Source organism: Flavobacterium flabelliforme (assembly GCF_017948675.1).
Lineage (GTDB): Bacteria > Bacteroidota > Bacteroidia > Flavobacteriales > Flavobacteriaceae > Flavobacterium > Flavobacterium pygoscelis.
Map to the genome: position 1 here is coordinate 346648 of NZ_JAGFBU010000001.1, position 16856 is coordinate 363503.

Here is a 16856-nt window from a genome sequence, read left to right on the forward strand (position 1 = left end):
TTAAATGAAAGAACTAATCAAGGATTAAAAAAACATTCTTTTTTTTTATAAATAAAATTAGACTCCCAAATTTATTGTGGTTTTGTAAAAAATAAAATGAGTCAAAACCTTTTAAAATAACATAAAAAAAAATTCAAAATTAAATGTAAAAAAAATGTTTAGTACTTAATTTGCAGTTTTTAAAAAACAACAAACCAAGTCCTAAACACTTTATATTGTAATAATGTTTTTTTTTTAAAAGATCAATTTAAGATTTTTTAAATTATGCTTCAGCTGCAATTAAATTTAGTGCCGAACCAGCAACAAACCAACCAATTTGTCCTTCATTATAGGTATGATTTGCCATTATAACATCTGTTGTTCCGTCAGTATGGACAAATTCTAATGTTAATTGTTTTTCTGGAGCAAATTCTACTAAATCTAAGAAATTTATAGTGTCATCTTCCTGAATTTTATCATAATCCGCTTCGTTTGCAAAAGTCAATCCTAACATTCCTTGTTTTTTAAGGTTCGTTTCGTGAATTCGAGCAAAAGACTTAACCAAAACCGCTTTAACACCAAGAAAACGAGGTTCCATAGCAGCATGTTCACGAGAGGAACCTTCACCGTAATTATGATCTCCCACAACTACTGAAGGAACACCAGCCGCTTTATATGATCGTGCTACCGAAGGAACAGTATCATAAATACCGGTTAACTGATTCTTAACTGTATTTGGTTTTTGATTGAAGGCGTTAATAGCACCAATCAACATATTATTGGAAATATTATCTAAATGTCCACGGAAACGCAACCACGGTCCAGCCATAGAAATATGGTCTGTTGTACATTTTCCAAAAGCTTTGATAAGCAATTTAGCCCCTGTAATGTTTTTTCCATCCCAAGGTGCAAATGGAGCCAATAACTGTAAACGTTCTGAATCTGGATTTACAGAAACTACTATATTCGAACCATCGTGAGCGGGTGCTTGAAAACCGGGATCAACCACATCAAATCCGTTAGGTGGTAATTCATCTCCAGTTGGTTCTTCTAAACGAACTTCTTCACCATCTTCGTTAATTAAAGTATCTGTCAAAGGATTAAACCCTAAATCTCCTGCAATTGCCATAGCAGTAACTAATTCTGGAGACCCTACAAAAGCTAATGTATTTGGATTACCATCCGCTCTTTTTGAGAAATTACGGTTAAAAGAATGCACAATTGTATTTCTTTCTTCTTTCTCTGCTCCTTCTCTATCCCACATTCCGATGCAAGGTCCGCATGCATTTGCAAAAACAGTAGCACCAATTTTCTCGAAAGTATCAATAAATCCATCACGTTCGATTGTGTAACGAATAGTTTCAGAACCTGGATTTATAGTAAACTGCGCTTTTGTTTTTAACTTTTTATCTGCAACTTGTCGTGCTAAAGAAGCTGCACGTGAAATATCTTCGTAAGAAGAGTTAGTACAAGAACCAATTAAGCCAACTTGAATTTGTAATGGCCAATCATTTTTAATAGCTTCTTCTTTCATTTTAGAGATTGGAGTGGCTAAATCAGGAGTAAATGGACCATTTAAATGAGGCTCTAATTCAGATAAATTAATCTCGATTACTTGATCAAAATATTTCTCTGGCTCGGCATAAACTTCAGGATCACCAGTTAAATAAGGCGCAATTTTATCTGCAGCATCGGCAACATCTGCTCTGTTAGTAGCACGTAAATAACGCCCCATCGAATCATCGTAACCAAAGGTTGAAGTGGTAGCTCCAATTTCAGCACCCATATTACAAATTGTACCTTTACCAGTACAAGACATCGCTATCGCTCCTTCACCAAAATATTCAACAATAGCGCCAGTTCCTCCTTTTACAGTCAGAATACCAGCTACTTTTAAAATAACATCTTTTGGTGCAGTCCAACCTGATAGTTTACCAGTTAATTTTACTCCAATTAATTTAGGAAATTTTAATTCCCAAGCCATTCCTGACATTACATCTACTGCATCGGCTCCACCAACACCAATGGCAACCATTCCTAAACCACCTGCATTAACCGTGTGAGAATCGGTACCAATCATCATTCCGCCTGGGAAAGCATAATTTTCAAGAACTACTTGGTGAATAATTCCAGCTCCTGGCTTCCAAAAACCGATACCATATTTATTAGAAACTGATGATAAGAAATCAAAAACTTCATTACTTTGTGTTTTGGCTCTAGCCAAATCTTTCTCTGCTCCTACTTTTGCTTGAATTAAGTGGTCGCAATGTACCGTAGTAGGAACTGCTACTTTGGGTTTTCCAGCGTGCATAAATTGCAATAATGCCATTTGTGCAGTTGCATCTTGACAAGCGACTCTATCCGGAGCAAAGTCAACATAATCAGTGCCTCGCGTAAAAGCCTGAGTAGGTTTTCCTTCCAAAAGGTGATTGTACAAAATTTTCTCAGTTAAAGTAAGTGGACGACCAACTATTTTTCGTGCTTCGTCAACACGACTTGTCATGTTATCATACACTTTTTTAATCATTTCAATATCAAAAGCCATAGTATATAGGTATAATTATTATTCATTTTTTAAACACTACAAGTTACAAAAAAATAGTATAGCTCACAAAAGTTAGGAGTCTGAATATTTCTAAACAAAAAGTTAAACTACTAAATGTTATTTAATCACAAATAATCAAGATAAAGAATAATCAAGATAAAGAATAATCAAGATAAAGAATAATCAAGATAAAGAATAATCAAAATGAATTTGCATTTTAGCAAAGTGTAAAAACAAAAAAAGCCTGAATTAAATCAGGCTTTTAAATAATATATAAAATATAGAATATTATTTAACTAACAATTTATGAGAAGGTGCAAATTGAGTTAAATTAATTCCTTTTACTGCCGTTTTATATTCATCTATTGTAGGTGTTCTACCTAAAATAGTCGAAAGCACTACTACAGGAGTTGATGAAAGTAACGACTCCCCTTTTTTACCTTCACTATCCTCAACAACTCTTCCTTGAAAAAGACGTGTAGAAGTTGCCATTACAGTATCTCCTTTTGCTGCTTTTTCTTGGTTACCCATACAAAGGTTACAACCAGGACGTTCTAAATATAACATCTTTTCATATGAAGTACGAGCAACACCTTTTGGAGCATTATCATTGAATTCAAAACCAGAATATTTTTGTAAAATATCCCAATCTCCTTCAGCTTTAAGCTCATCTACAATATTATAAGTAGGAGGCGCTACAACTAATGGTGCTTTAAACTCAACTTTACCATATTGTTCGTCAATATTCTTAAGCATTTGAGCCAAAATTTTCATATCACCTTTATGTACCATGCAAGATCCAACAAATCCAAGATCTACTTTTTTCACTCCACCATAAAAAGACAACGGTCTAATGGTATCGTGCGTGTATCTTTTAGAAACGTCAGCATTGTTAACGTCTGGATCTGCAATCATTGGCTCATTGACTATATCTAAATCAATAACAACTTCAGCATAATATTTAGCATTTGCATCCGGTACTAAAGCTGGTTTTACACCTGATTTAATTTCCTCGATTCTGTTATTTGCTATATTGATCAATCCTTGAAGGACTTGTTTTTCATTATCCATCCCTTTATCGATCATGATTTGAATTCTACCTCTTGCAATTGCAAGTGATTGAATCAAAGTATCATCTTCAGAAATACAAATAGAAGCTTTCGCTTTCATTTCTGCAGTCCAGTCTGTAAAAGTAAAGGCTTGATCTGCAGTCAAAGTCCCTAAATGAACTTCAATAATTCTTCCTTGGAAAACATTCTCTCCACCAAAAGTTTTAAGCATTTGAGATTGTGTAGCATGAACCACATCACGGAAATCCATGTAAGTTTTCATTTCTCCTTTGAAAGTAACTTTTACAGATTCCGGAATTGGCATTGAAGCTTCACCAGTAGCCAGTGCCAATGCAACTGTTCCTGAATCTGCACCAAAAGCAACCCCTTTGGACATTCTGGTATGAGAGTCACCACCAATGATAATTGCCCACTCATCTACAGTAATATCATTTAAAACCTTATGTATAACATCGGTCATTGCAGGATAAACTCCTTTTGGATCACGTGCAGTAATTAAACCGAAGTCATTCATAAATTTCATTAATCGAGGAATATTTGCTTTCGATTTATTATCCCAAACGGAAGCAGTATGACAACCTGATTGGTAAGCACCGTCAACGATTGGAGAAATAACCGTAGCAGCCATAGACTCTAATTCCTGAGAAGTCATCAAACCAGTGGTGTCTTGCGAACCTACAATATTTACAGTAACACGAACATCAGAACCAGCGTGTAAAACTTTACCCGGAGTGTTTCCAACTGCATTTTTATTAAATATTTTTTCTACAGCCGTAAGACCTTGCCCTTCAATAGTAACTTCTTTCGATGGTGCAAATACTGGCACAATACCAATACCTAAAACCTTTGATGCAAAAGTTTGCAGTTTTTTTCCAAATACAATTGCATACGAACCACCCGCTTTTATAAACTCCATTTTCTGAGGAGTAAATGCCTTAGAAATATCGATTAATTCTTGATCGCCATTATATAATTTCTTAGTTTTTGTATTAATAGTAAGTACTGTTCCGGTAGCAACAGAATAGGCTTCCTCTAAAATAACATCACCATTTTCATTACGAATTGCATTGCCGTTTTCATCTAGTTTTTTAACCCAGTTTTTAAGATCCAAACCAATACCGCCCGTAACATCTACAGTGGTTAGGAAAATAGGAGAAATTCCATTTGTCCCAGCAACAATAGGAGCAACATTAATAAAGGGAACATATGGACTTGCTTGTTTTCCTGTCCAAAGTGCTACGTTATTTACACCCGACATCCTTGAAGAACCCACACCCATAGTTCCTTTTTCAGCAATTAACATCACACTTTTATCTGGATGCTGCATTTGTAAAACTCTGATTTCATCTTGAGCTTCAGGAGAAATTAAACATTTCCCGTGCAATTCTCGATCCGATCTTGAGTGCGCTTGATTTCCTGGAGAAAGTAAATCTGTTGAGATATCTCCCTCACCAGCTATGTAAGTAACTACTTTAATTTCTTCAACTACTTCTGGAAGTTTAGTAAAAAATTCCGCTTTAGCATAACTTTCTAAAATTGCTGCAGCAATAGGATTTCCTTCTTTGAAAGCTACTTCTAAACGATTTGTATCTGCTTCGTATAAGAAAAATTGTGTTTTAAGAACTTCAGCAGCATCATTTGCGATAGCAGCATCACTCCCTAAAGCTAAATCTAGCAAAACCTCTATAGAAGGACCACCTTTCATGTGAGATAATAACTCAAAAGCAAAAACAGGAGTAATTTCTTTAACGACTGCTGTTCTTAGAATAATTTCCTTTAGAAATACCGCTTTTACAGCAGCAGCAGGAGTAGTTCCAGGAACTACATTATAAATAAAGAACTTAAGAGATTCTTCTCTATTGGCATTATCTATTTCTTTAATTTGTGCAATGATTGCGCTTAGCAATTCAGAACCATCAATTGGCTTAGGATGAAGACCCTGAGCTTTTCTTTCTTCGATTTCTTTGAGATAATCGTTATAAATGTTCATAATAGCAGTATTTCAATGTTAAAGGCAGATTATTCTGATTGACTCAAAATAAAAAACCAAATAGTTAGGTTTTTTTTATTGTTATGCAAATTTAGTTATTTCATATGATATTAGAAAGAATTTAATAAAACACATCTTTCCAAAAATTATTATTATTAAATAGCCAAATTCATTGTATAAAGTTGCGAAAAAAACAAAATAATTGTTTTAAATTATAATATTATCATTGAATTTACTAATCTCTTTTACTATCTGTAATAGTAGTATTTTAGCTTGACACTTAAAAAAAAATTATAAATAAAAAACTGGAATTGCATTTTATTAAAATACAATTCCAGTTTTTTATTTTTGTTTATTTAATATAAATCTACCTTCCAAACAATCTTGAGAAAAAACCTCTATTACCAGAGTCTTCTTCTACCTCTAATTCTTCTCTTTTTAAAGAATTCTGAGTTTTTTCATAATCTAAAATGCATTCCTCTACAAACTCTACATAGGTTCTTTTTTTCTCTTCTAAAAAACCAATTAAGTAACGCTCACTCGCTTCCATTCCACTCGCTTGCTCAATTTGCAACAATCTTTTATACAAGGGCTCAATGTGTTTACTAATTACTTCTTGAGGAACAGCTTTTCTTCTTCCAAAATAATGAGTAATCTCTCCATTAGAGTCTTTAGAAATTTCGAAATCAGTTACTACCCAATAGTATCTTCCAGATTTAGCTAAGTTTTTAACAACCGCATAAAAATTCTTTCCCGCTTTTAAGTTATCCCAAAGTACTTTAAAAATTACTCTAGGCATATCTGGATGCCTTATCATACTATGAGGTTGAGACATTAATTCGTAATCCTCGTATCCACTAACATCAACAAAAACTTCATTGGCATATTCTATAATTCCTTTAGAATCTGTCTTACTCATAATTGTTTGGGTTTTATCCCAAGAAACCTCTTTATCAATTGGAATTGGTCTTGTAAAAATCACATTGTTCTGGCTCATATTAAAGTATATTTTGTGAATAAATTATACGCAAAAGTATGATTACAATCACAAACCAAATATGATTATTATCATGACATATAAAAAAAATCAACAAAATAATCCTAATTTGAAATTAGAAAGTTTAAGCTTTAATGATACACAAATAATAGATTATTGCTACTTACTGATTACATCAATTTAGCAATAATCATTTCTTCGGTTATCCCCTCTGCATCTGCTTTGTAATTTTTAATAATACGATGACGCAAAATTCCAGTTGCAACAGCTTTAACGTCCTCTATATCTGGAGAAAACTTACCATTAAAAGCAGCATTTGCTTTAGCAGCCAAGATTAAATTTTGTGAAGCTCGCGGACCCGCACCCCAATCTAAATAGTTTTTAACAAACTCATTTGAAAGCGGATTATCAGGTCTAGTTTTACTTACCAACGCAACAGCATACTCAATTACATTATCAGCTACTGGGATTCGGCGAATTAAATGCTGAAAATCAATTATTTCCTTTGCCGTAAATAATGCATTTATAGTAGTTTTAACATCCGAAGTTGTACGCTTTACTACTAAAACCTCTTCTTCAAATGAAGGGTATTCTAATTTTATAGCAAACATAAATCGATCCAGTTGCGCTTCAGGCAAAGGGTAAGTTCCTTCTTGCTCGATAGGATTTTGAGTAGCTAGAACAAAATAAGGCAAATCTAACTTGTAATTTTCTCCCGCAATAGTAACAGAGCGTTCTTGCATTGCCTCAAGTAAAGCCGCTTGAGTCTTAGGAGGTGTTCTGTTAATTTCGTCTGCTAAAACTATATTTGAAAAAATAGGCCCTTTTATAAATTTAAAGTTTCTGTTTTCGTCTAAAATTTCACTCCCTAAAATATCAGAAGGCATTAAATCTGGTGTAAATTGAATTCTTTTAAAATCTAAACCTAAGGCTTGAGCCAGCGTATTTACCATTAATGTTTTTGCCAATCCAGGAACACCCACCAACAAAGCATGGCCTCCAGAAAAAATGCAAAGCAAAATTTGATCTACTACTAAATCTTGGCCTACAATTACTTTTGCTATTTCATTTTTTAATTCATTTCTCTTTTGAACTAAGTTTTGTATTGCAACGACGTCTGACATTTATTAAGTATTTAAAATTAAAAAGAGTTAGCATTATGAAAACATAAAACTAACTCTTTTTATTTATTTAACGAAAAATTATTTAAGCTCTTGTTACTTCTACGAAGTAACATCCAATTATTTTTTTAACCAATTATTTGTAAAATCACAGTCTCTGTATTCACCAATAATTTTAATATAGGTTTCTTTAATTTTTTCATCAAACCATTTACCTATAGCAGTAATTTGTTTACTTTTTAATGCTAAATCTTTTATTTTAATATAATCTTTAGCATAATCTGCTGCATGCTCATCAATTCTATTAGTTACAGTAATCAATTTAAATTTTTTCTTACCTTCTTCAGTTTGATCTAAAATTGGTTCAGAAATTTGATTGGTTTTCAAATTAGAAACTTGGCTATAAAAAACAGGATCCATTTTTGTTAATTCAAAACGAGTATCTTGTGTTTTAGGATTAATCAGTGCACCACCATTAGCTCTTGTTTCTTTCTCATCAGATAAAGTTCTCGCCGCTTCAGCGAATGTAATTTCTTTATCTTCAATTCTCTTTTTAATCAAAGTAATTTTCTCTTTAGCCTCCGCCAAAGAAGCTTCGGTAGCAACAGGAGCTAATAAAATATGTCTCAATTCTATCTCTTGTCCTTTAATCTTCTCTACATATATAATATGAAAACCAAAATCAGTTTCAAAAGGAGCAGAAATCTCACCTTCTGCCAAACTAAAAGCAACATCTTTAAATTCTTTTACAAATGGTGTCTTACGATTCATTTTATAATATCCTCCTGTTGCTCTAGATCCAGGATCTTGAGAATATAAAACTGCTTTTGTAGAAAAACTCGACCCTTCTTCTATTTCTTTTTTGAAACCATTTAAACGGTCAATAACTTTTTGCTTATCTTCAGCCGAAACCTTTGGAGTAACAACAATTTGTGCTACTTCTAATTCTACACCAAAGAATGGCAAATCATTTTTAGGAATTGTTTTGAAGTAATTACGTACTTCTTCTGGAGTAATTTCTACTGCATCTACAATTTTCTTTTGCATTTCAGAAGTTAACCTACCTTCTTTTAAGATATCAGAAAAGTAGCTTCTGAATTCTTCTTCAGAATCTTTTTTATAATATTGAACTACTTTTTCCATAGATCCGATTTGCTCAACCATATAACGTAATCTATCTTCCATCATACCTTTAACCTCAGAATCTGTAACAACAATACTATCCTGAACAGCCTGATGAGCATATAATTTATCCTCTAATAACTTCCCTAACATTTGACATCTTGTGATGTCTTTTACAGATCCGCCTTGAGCTGAAATTTCTAGAAATGACTTGTCAATATCTGAATCTAAAATGATATAATCACCAACTGTTGCAATAATGCCATCTATTTTAAGCTTTCCTGTTGATTGCTTTTTAATTATTGGAGAGGAAACCACGGAATCTTTAATAATCTCTTGAGCACTTGTAACGAAACTTGTAAAAACTAAGAGAAAAAAGGCAAGTGCAAATCTATTATTAATGAATTTCATTGGTGTTTTATTTATTGGCATTGGTATAATTTAATATTAAAAGGGAATAAAGTGTGCTATTATTAGTTTTTATAAAGAACTAAATATTTTCGGCAAATATACAGTTTTAAGAATCAAGTTTATAAAGTACATAATACAATAGACATTTTCAAATTTTAAAACAAACAAAAATAGTAATTCAATTAGATAATACAAGTTTCCTAAGTAGTATTAACAAAAAATTATATCGCATTTTTTTCATTACTCAAACTCTTTAGATTGCTTATAATAAAACAGCAAAAATTACCCTAAAATACTGTAGCATTTATTTAAAAAAAGATTAGTTCAATAATTAAGACTGCATAAAAACATCTTGATTAATTGAAATAAATTAAAAAAAAGATATTAAAAATAATATTAAATAAGTCAATTATTAATCTTGCATTAAATTTTGAAAATCCAACAGAGTAATTAAAGGATAGTATTTTTTTAATTGGCATTTATAAATAGTACTTTTGCACCCTATTTATATAAATATGGGCTTTTTAGAAGAAATACAACGCAGAAGAACTTTCGGGATTATCTCACATCCTGATGCAGGAAAAACAACACTTACGGAAAAATTACTACTTTTTGGTGGTGCTATTCAAGAAGCTGGTGCTGTAAAAAATAATAAGATAAAAAAAGGTGCAACGAGTGACTTTATGGAGATTGAACGCCAAAGAGGTATTTCCGTTTCCACCTCTGTCCTAGCATTTAATTATAAGGACAAAAAAATAAACATTCTGGATACTCCAGGACACAAGGATTTTGCCGAGGATACTTTTAGAACATTAACAGCTGTTGACAGTGTTATTGTAGTAATTGACGTAGCTAAGGGTGTGGAAGAGCAAACAGAAAAATTAGTAGCTGTTTGTAGGATGCGAAAAATTCCAATTATCGTGTTCATCAACAAATTAGACCGAGAAGGAAAAGATGCTTTTGACTTAATGGACGAAGTAGAACAAAAACTAGGTTTAAGGGTTACCCCTTTGAGTTTCCCGATAGGAATGGGTTACGATTTTCAAGGTATTTATAATCTTTGGGAGCAAAACATTAATTTATTTAGTGGAGACAGCAGAAAAAACATCGAAGAAACGATCGCTTTTTCAGATGTACAAAGTCCTGAATTAGAAAAAATTATAGGTCAAAAACCAGCCAATACACTTAGAGAAGAAATAGGATTAATTGACGAAGTATATCCAAAATTTGATCGTCAGGAATATCTAGATGGTAAATTACAACCCGTATTTTTTGGTTCTGCTTTAAATAATTTTGGAGTAAGAGAATTATTGGACTGCTTTGTTCAAATTGCTCCTTCACCAAGACCAAAAGATTCAGAAACGCGATTGGTTGATCCAAAAGAAGAAAAAATGACCGGTTTTGTATTTAAAATCCATGCTAATATGGATCCTAAACACAGAGACCGATTGGCTTTCATAAAAATTGTTTCTGGAACTTTTGAAAGAAACAAACCGTATTATCACGTACGCCAGAAGAAAAATTTAAAATTCTCTAGTCCAAATGCTTTTTTTGCTGAGAAAAAAGAAATTGTAGATATTTCTTATCCGGGTGATATTGTAGGTTTACATGATACTGGAAACTTCAAAATTGGAGATACATTAACTGAAGGAGAAATCATGAGTTTCAAAGGAATTCCAAGTTTCTCACCGGAACACTTTAGATACATCAACAACGCTGATCCAATGAAAGCTAAACAATTGGACAAAGGGGTTGATCAGTTAATGGACGAAGGTGTTGCGCAGTTATTTACGCTAGAAATGAACAACAGAAAGATCATTGGAACTGTTGGAGCACTACAATACGAAGTTATTCAATATCGTTTAGAGCATGAATATGGCGCTAAATGTACGTATGAAAATTTTCCTGTTCACAAAGCGTGTTGGGTAAAACCAAACGATCTTAAAAGCGATGAGTTTAAAGAATTTAGACGTATTAAGCAAAAATTCTTGGCGCACGATAAATATGGACAACTCGTATTCCTTGCAGATTCAGATTTTACGATTCAAATGACTCAAAACAAATATCCAAATGTTAAGTTATTCTTTACATCAGAATTCGAATAATAATAATTCTATATTTAAAACATAAAAAAAACGCTAATTTAAAAATTAGCGTTTTTTTTTATGTTTTAAAATGATTTCAATTAAGCAATCATACTATCCAAATCTACTGCTTTTTTTAAAAAAGCTTTGATCAATAAACGATTAGGTGCTGTTCCGGAAATAATCACTTGTTTTTTAGTATTGTTCCCTTCTGTCGAAATTGAACTTTTTGGATCTTGTTTGGACCCCATAAACCACAAAACAAAGTTCATGCTATTTGAAGAGGAAACTGTAGAAACATTTTCTTTTTTAGTTGAAGGAGAAATAGTAACTGATGCATCTACAAGGAAATCATTTTCAGTTTGAGCTGAAACAGAAGTACTACTTATTAACATAAAAACGAATAACATAAGACCTGTAAAAATGGTTTTTTTATTTATTTTTAAAGAAGAGTATTGCATGTAAATCTGTTTTTAAATGATATTTTAATCGCTATCTTATTTCGAGTGCGAAAGTATAGCATTAAAGAGATAGCAAAAAATAATTCCGACAAACCACCTGAATACTCGTTTAAAGGACATATTCCTATTTAAAATTAAATTATCAAAAACAAAACAAGGTTAAAATCACTAATTTTTTAATTTACAAAAAGTAATATTTAGCTTCTTAGACACTATTGCGAAAGAGATTAAGATTTTTTTGGTCTAACTTACTTTTAAACGACCAGAGAACAATAAAACTTATAATTCAGTTATTGGTACTTTAAAAAGGAATGTGTCTTTGATAGTTAAATCATACACGTTTCAGACAAAAAATTAAAGAATAGCTTTAAAACAAAAAGGCTTTCACCGAAGTGAAAGCCTTTTAAAATATTATGCTTGTCCCGCGGGACCAAAATTAAGCGGAATTGGAACTTGTTCCGTTTCTTTGATTTCGCCATGAGCTACTTCAAATCGATGGATATTTTCCCCAATAGCTTTAAATAATCTTTTAGCATGTTGTGGTGTCAAGACAATTCTTGATTTTACCTTAGCTTTAGGTATACCAGGCATGATACTTACAAAATCTAAAACAAATTCAGATGAAGAGTGATTGATAATAGCCAAATTAGAATAAATTCCTTCAGCCGTTTTTTCGTCTAACTCAATATTAATTTGCTCTTGTTGTTGATTAGAATTACTCATATCTTAGTAAATATATTCCTCTTTATTAGCCATCATATCATTGTAATCCTCTTTAGAACCTACAATAGTATTATCATATTCTCTCATACCAGTTCCGGCAGGGATTCTATGTCCAACAATAACATTTTCTTTCAATCCTTCTAAGTAATCGATTTTACCTGCAACAGCAGCTTCATTCAATACTTTAGTAGTTTCCTGGAACGATGCAGCAGAAATAAATGATTTCGTTTGAAGCGAAGCTCTGGTAATACCTTGTAATACTGGTGTTGCAGTTGCAGTAACAACATCACGAGCTACAACAAGATTTTTATCTGTACGTTTCAATAGAGAGTTTTCATCACGCAAATCACGAGGCGTAATTATTTGTCCTTCTTTAAGCGCACTAGAATCTCCAGCATCTTCAACCACTTTCATACCATATAATTTATCGTTTTGAACGATGAAATCTTTAGTGTGAATCAATTGGTCTTCTAAGAATAAAGTATCACCTGGATCCTGAACTCTTACTTTACGCATCATTTGACGTATTACTACTTCAAAGTGTTTGTCGTTGATTTTTACCCCTTGTAGACGGTATACTTCTTGAATTTCATTAACCAAATACTGTTGAACAGCTGCTGGTCCTTGAATTCTTAAAATATCATCTGGAGTAATAGCTCCATCAGACAATGGCACACCAGCTCTTACGAAGTCATTTTCTTGAACTAGAATTTGGCTTGATAATTTAACCAAGTATTTTCTAATATCTCCGAATTTAGATTCGATAACAACCTCACGGTTACCTCTTTTGATTTTTCCAAAAGAAACAACACCATCAATCTCAGAAACCACAGCTGGATTAGAAGGATTACGAGCCTCTAACAACTCTGTAATTCTAGGTAAACCTCCTGTAATATCTCCTGATTTAGAAGAACGACGAGGGATTTTTACCAATACCTTACCTGCTTTAATTTTCTCACCGTTATCAACCATCAAGTGGGCTCCAACTGGTAAGTTGTAAGAACGAATCAATTCACCATCTTTACCGTAAACCAATAAAGTTGGGATTAATTTATTAGCTCTTGATTCAGAAATTACTTTTTCTTGGAAACCAGTTTGCTCATCAATTTCAACCATGAATGATTGACCTTGCTCTAAATCTTCGTAAGCAATTTTACCAGTAAACTCAGAAACAATAACTCCATTATATGGATCCCATTTACAGATTACATCTCCTTTTGCTACAGACTGACCGTCTTTAACAAAAATACTTGAACCGTAAGGGATATTATTAGTACTTAATAAAATACCTGTTTTCTCATCAATTAATTTCAATTCAGTAGAACGAGAAACTACAATATCAACTGCATTACCTTCACTATCTTCTCCTTTAACCGTTTTCAAATCTTCGATTTCAAGTCTACCAGCGAATTTAACAACAATACTAGATTCTTCAGAAATACCTCCCGCAACCCCTCCAACGTGGAAAGTACGAAGTGTTAACTGTGTTCCTGGTTCTCCAATAGATTGAGCTGCAATTACACCAACTGCTTCTCCTCTTTGTGTCATTTTTCCAGTAGCTAAGTTTCTACCGTAACATTTAGCACAAATACCTTTTGTAGCTTCACAAGTTAATGGTGAACGAACTTCAACTTTCTCGATTGGAGAAGCGTCAATTGCTTTCATTATAACTTCTGTGATTTGCTCACCAGAATGAATTAAGATTTCATTATTCAAAGGATTAACTAAGTCTTGTAATACTACACGACCTAATATTCTTTCTCCTAATGACTCAACTATTTCTTCATTTTTCTTCAATGCTGAAACTTCAACACCTCTAAGAGTACCACAATCATCGATATTAACAATAACATCTTGAGATACATCATGCAATCTACGAGTCAAGTAACCAGCATCCGCTGTTTTCAACGCCGTATCCGCAAGTCCTTTACGAGCACCGTGAGTAGAGATAAAGTACTCAAGGATTGAAAGTCCTTCCTTAAAGTTAGAAAGAATCGGGTTTTCAATAATTTCTCCACCACCAGCAGTCGATTTTTTAGGCTTAGCCATCAAACCACGCATACCAGTTAACTGACGAATTTGTTCTTTAGATCCCCTTGCTCCAGAATCAAGCATCATATACACTGAGTTGAAACCTTGTTGGTCTTCTCTAATGTTTTTCATTGCTAACTCTGTTAATTGAGCATTCGCTGAAGTCCATACATCAATAACTTGGTTGTAACGTTCGTTATTAGTAATAAGACCCATGTTATAGTTCATAGAAATACCTTGAACTTGTTCTCTAGCGTCAGCAATCAATTTTGGTTTTTGATCTGGAATTCTAATATCACCTAATGAGAATGACAAACCACCTTTGAAGGCAAATTTGTACCCCATGTCTTTCATGTTATCCAAGAAAGCTGCAGTTGTAGGCACATCAGTAGAACTTAAAACGTGACCAATAATATCTCTTAAGTTTTTCTTAGTCAATACATCATTGATATATCCAGCTGCTTCCGGTACTACTTCATTAAATAATACACGCCCAGCAGTTGTTTGAATGATTTGGTACACTAAATCACCAGCTTCATTAAAGTGTTTTGCTCTAATTTTAACTGAAGCATTCAATTCTAATCTTCCTTCATTCAAAGCAATATTTACTTCTTCAGCAGAATAGAAAGTGATTCCTTCTCCTAAAATTTTCTTTTCAGGAGTTGACAAACGTTCTTTGGTCATATAATATAGACCCAAAACCATATCCTGAGAAGGTACTGTAATTGGCGCTCCATTTGCAGGATTCAGAATATTGTGAGAACCCAACATTAAAAGTTGTGCTTCCAAAATAGCTTCTGGTCCTAAAGGCAAGTGAACTGCCATTTGATCCCCATCAAAATCCGCATTAAATGCAGTACAAACTAAAGGGTGCAATTGGATTGCTTTTCCTTCAATTAATTTTGGTTGGAATGCTTGAATACCTAATCTGTGCAAAGTAGGAGCACGATTCAGTAATATTGGGTGACCTTTAATTACATTTTCAAGGATATCCCAAACTACTGGCTCTTTCTTATCTATTATTTTTTTAGCTGATTTTACAGTTTTTACAATTCCTCTTTCTATCAATTTACGGATAACGAAAGGTTTGTATAATTCTGCTGCCATATCTTTAGGGATACCACATTCAGATAATTTTAATTCAGGCCCAACAACAATTACCGAACGGGCAGAATAATCCACACGTTTACCAAGTAAGTTTTGACGGAAACGTCCTTGCTTACCTTTAAGGGAATCAGATAATGATTTTAATGGTCTGTTTGATTCTGTTTTAACAGCAGATGCTTTTCTTGTATTATCAAATAATGAATCTACAGATTCTTGCAACATACGTTTTTCGTTTCTTAAGATAACTTCTGGAGCTTTAATCTCCATTAATCTTTTCAAACGGTTGTTACGTATAATTACACGACGGTATAAATCATTTAAATCTGAAGTTGCAAAACGACCTCCATCAAGTGGCACAAGCGGACGTAATTCTGGTGGAATAACTGGAACTACTTTCATAATCATCCATTCTGGACGATTCTCACGGTTCAAGTTAGACTCACGGAAAGATTCAACAACTTGCAATCTTTTTAATGCTTCCGTTTTACGTTGTTTAGACGTTTCATTGTTTGCATTATGTCTTAATTGGTAAGACAATTGATCTAAATCAATTCTAGCCAATAAGTCCATAATACACTCTGCTCCCATTTTAGCAACAAATTTATTAGGATCAAAATCATCCAAATATTGGTTGTCAGCAGGAAGAGTATCAAGAATGTTCAAATATTCTTCTTCTGTAAGGAAGTCTAATCTTTGAACTGATTCCCCTTCTGCATTTTTAGCAATACCTGCTTGAATTACTACATATCTTTCGTAGTAGATGATCATATCTAATTTCTTAGATGGAAGTCCAAGAATATAACCAATTTTATTAGGAAGAGAACGGAAATACCAGATATGAGCAATTGGCACAACAAGGTTGATGTGACCTACTCTATCTCTACGTACTTTTTTCTCAGTAACTTCAACACCACAACGGTCACAGATGATCCCTTTGTAACGAATTCTTTTATATTTACCACAAGCACATTCAAAATCCTTTACAGGTCCGAAAATACGCTCACAGAAAAGTCCATCACGCTCTGGTTTGTGCGTTCTGTAGTTGATAGTTTCTGGCTTTAAAACCTCTCCTCTTGACTCTTTCAAGATAGATTCTGGCGAAGCTAATCCTATCGAAATTTTATTGAATCTTTTTACAGGATTCTTGTCTTTATTATTGTTATTTCTATTATTGATCATAGTTTTTACTATTGATTTATTTGCAATTAAAAATTG

9 protein-coding genes are annotated in these 16856 nt (G+C 33.0%); 1 reads left to right on the forward strand and 8 read right to left on the reverse strand.

Going from position 1 to position 16856, the window contains the following annotated elements:
* Nucleotides 1-262: 262 nt before the first annotated feature.
* The 5 genes from J3S90_RS01470 to J3S90_RS01490 all read right to left on the reverse strand — a co-directional run bounded on the left by J3S90_RS01470 (nucleotide 263) and on the right by J3S90_RS01490 (nucleotide 9256).
* Complete coding sequence (locus J3S90_RS01470) at nucleotides 263-2524, reverse strand: aconitate hydratase (RefSeq protein ID WP_210644243.1); 2262 nt, start codon at nucleotides 2522-2524, stop codon at nucleotides 263-265.
* Nucleotides 2525-2812: 288 nt separating this feature from the next.
* Nucleotides 2813-5584, reverse strand: a complete 2772-nt coding sequence (locus J3S90_RS01475) for a bifunctional aconitate hydratase 2/2-methylisocitrate dehydratase (protein WP_188049622.1) — start codon at nucleotides 5582-5584, stop codon at nucleotides 2813-2815.
* Between the two features lie 367 nt (nucleotides 5585-5951).
* Nucleotides 5952-6581: a PAS domain-containing protein gene (locus tag J3S90_RS01480; protein WP_188049621.1), complete on the reverse strand. Its 630-nt coding sequence runs from the start codon at nucleotides 6579-6581 to the stop codon at nucleotides 5952-5954.
* A gap of 170 nt (nucleotides 6582-6751) precedes the next feature.
* A complete protein-coding gene (locus J3S90_RS01485; protein WP_210644245.1) occupies nucleotides 6752-7705 on the reverse strand; it encodes an AAA family ATPase in 954 nt (317 codons plus the stop codon).
* A gap of 117 nt (nucleotides 7706-7822) precedes the next feature.
* Nucleotides 7823-9256: a peptidylprolyl isomerase gene (locus J3S90_RS01490; RefSeq protein ID WP_210644247.1), complete on the reverse strand. Its 1434-nt coding sequence runs from the start codon at nucleotides 9254-9256 to the stop codon at nucleotides 7823-7825.
* A 494-nt stretch (nucleotides 9257-9750) separates the two neighbouring features.
* Here J3S90_RS01490 and J3S90_RS01495 point away from each other — a divergent pair, with 494 nt between their 5' ends.
* Nucleotides 9751-11340: a peptide chain release factor 3 gene (locus tag J3S90_RS01495; RefSeq protein WP_188049618.1), complete on the forward strand. Its 1590-nt coding sequence runs from the start codon at nucleotides 9751-9753 to the stop codon at nucleotides 11338-11340.
* Between the two features lie 80 nt (nucleotides 11341-11420).
* Here the strand turns inward: J3S90_RS01495 and J3S90_RS01500 are convergent, their stop codons facing one another.
* The 3 genes from J3S90_RS01500 to rpoC all read right to left on the reverse strand — a co-directional run bounded on the left by J3S90_RS01500 (nucleotide 11421) and on the right by rpoC (nucleotide 16820).
* Complete coding sequence (locus J3S90_RS01500; RefSeq protein ID WP_210644249.1) at nucleotides 11421-11780, reverse strand: hypothetical protein; 360 nt, start codon at nucleotides 11778-11780, stop codon at nucleotides 11421-11423.
* 411 nt (nucleotides 11781-12191) lie between these two features.
* Entirely contained in the window at nucleotides 12192-12503 is a 312-nt protein-coding gene (locus J3S90_RS01505; protein ID WP_188049616.1) for a DUF3467 domain-containing protein, read from the reverse strand.
* 3 nt (nucleotides 12504-12506) lie between these two features.
* Complete coding sequence (gene rpoC, locus J3S90_RS01510; protein WP_188049615.1) at nucleotides 12507-16820, reverse strand: DNA-directed RNA polymerase subunit beta'; 4314 nt, start codon at nucleotides 16818-16820, stop codon at nucleotides 12507-12509.
* Nucleotides 16821-16856 lie beyond the last annotated feature (36 nt).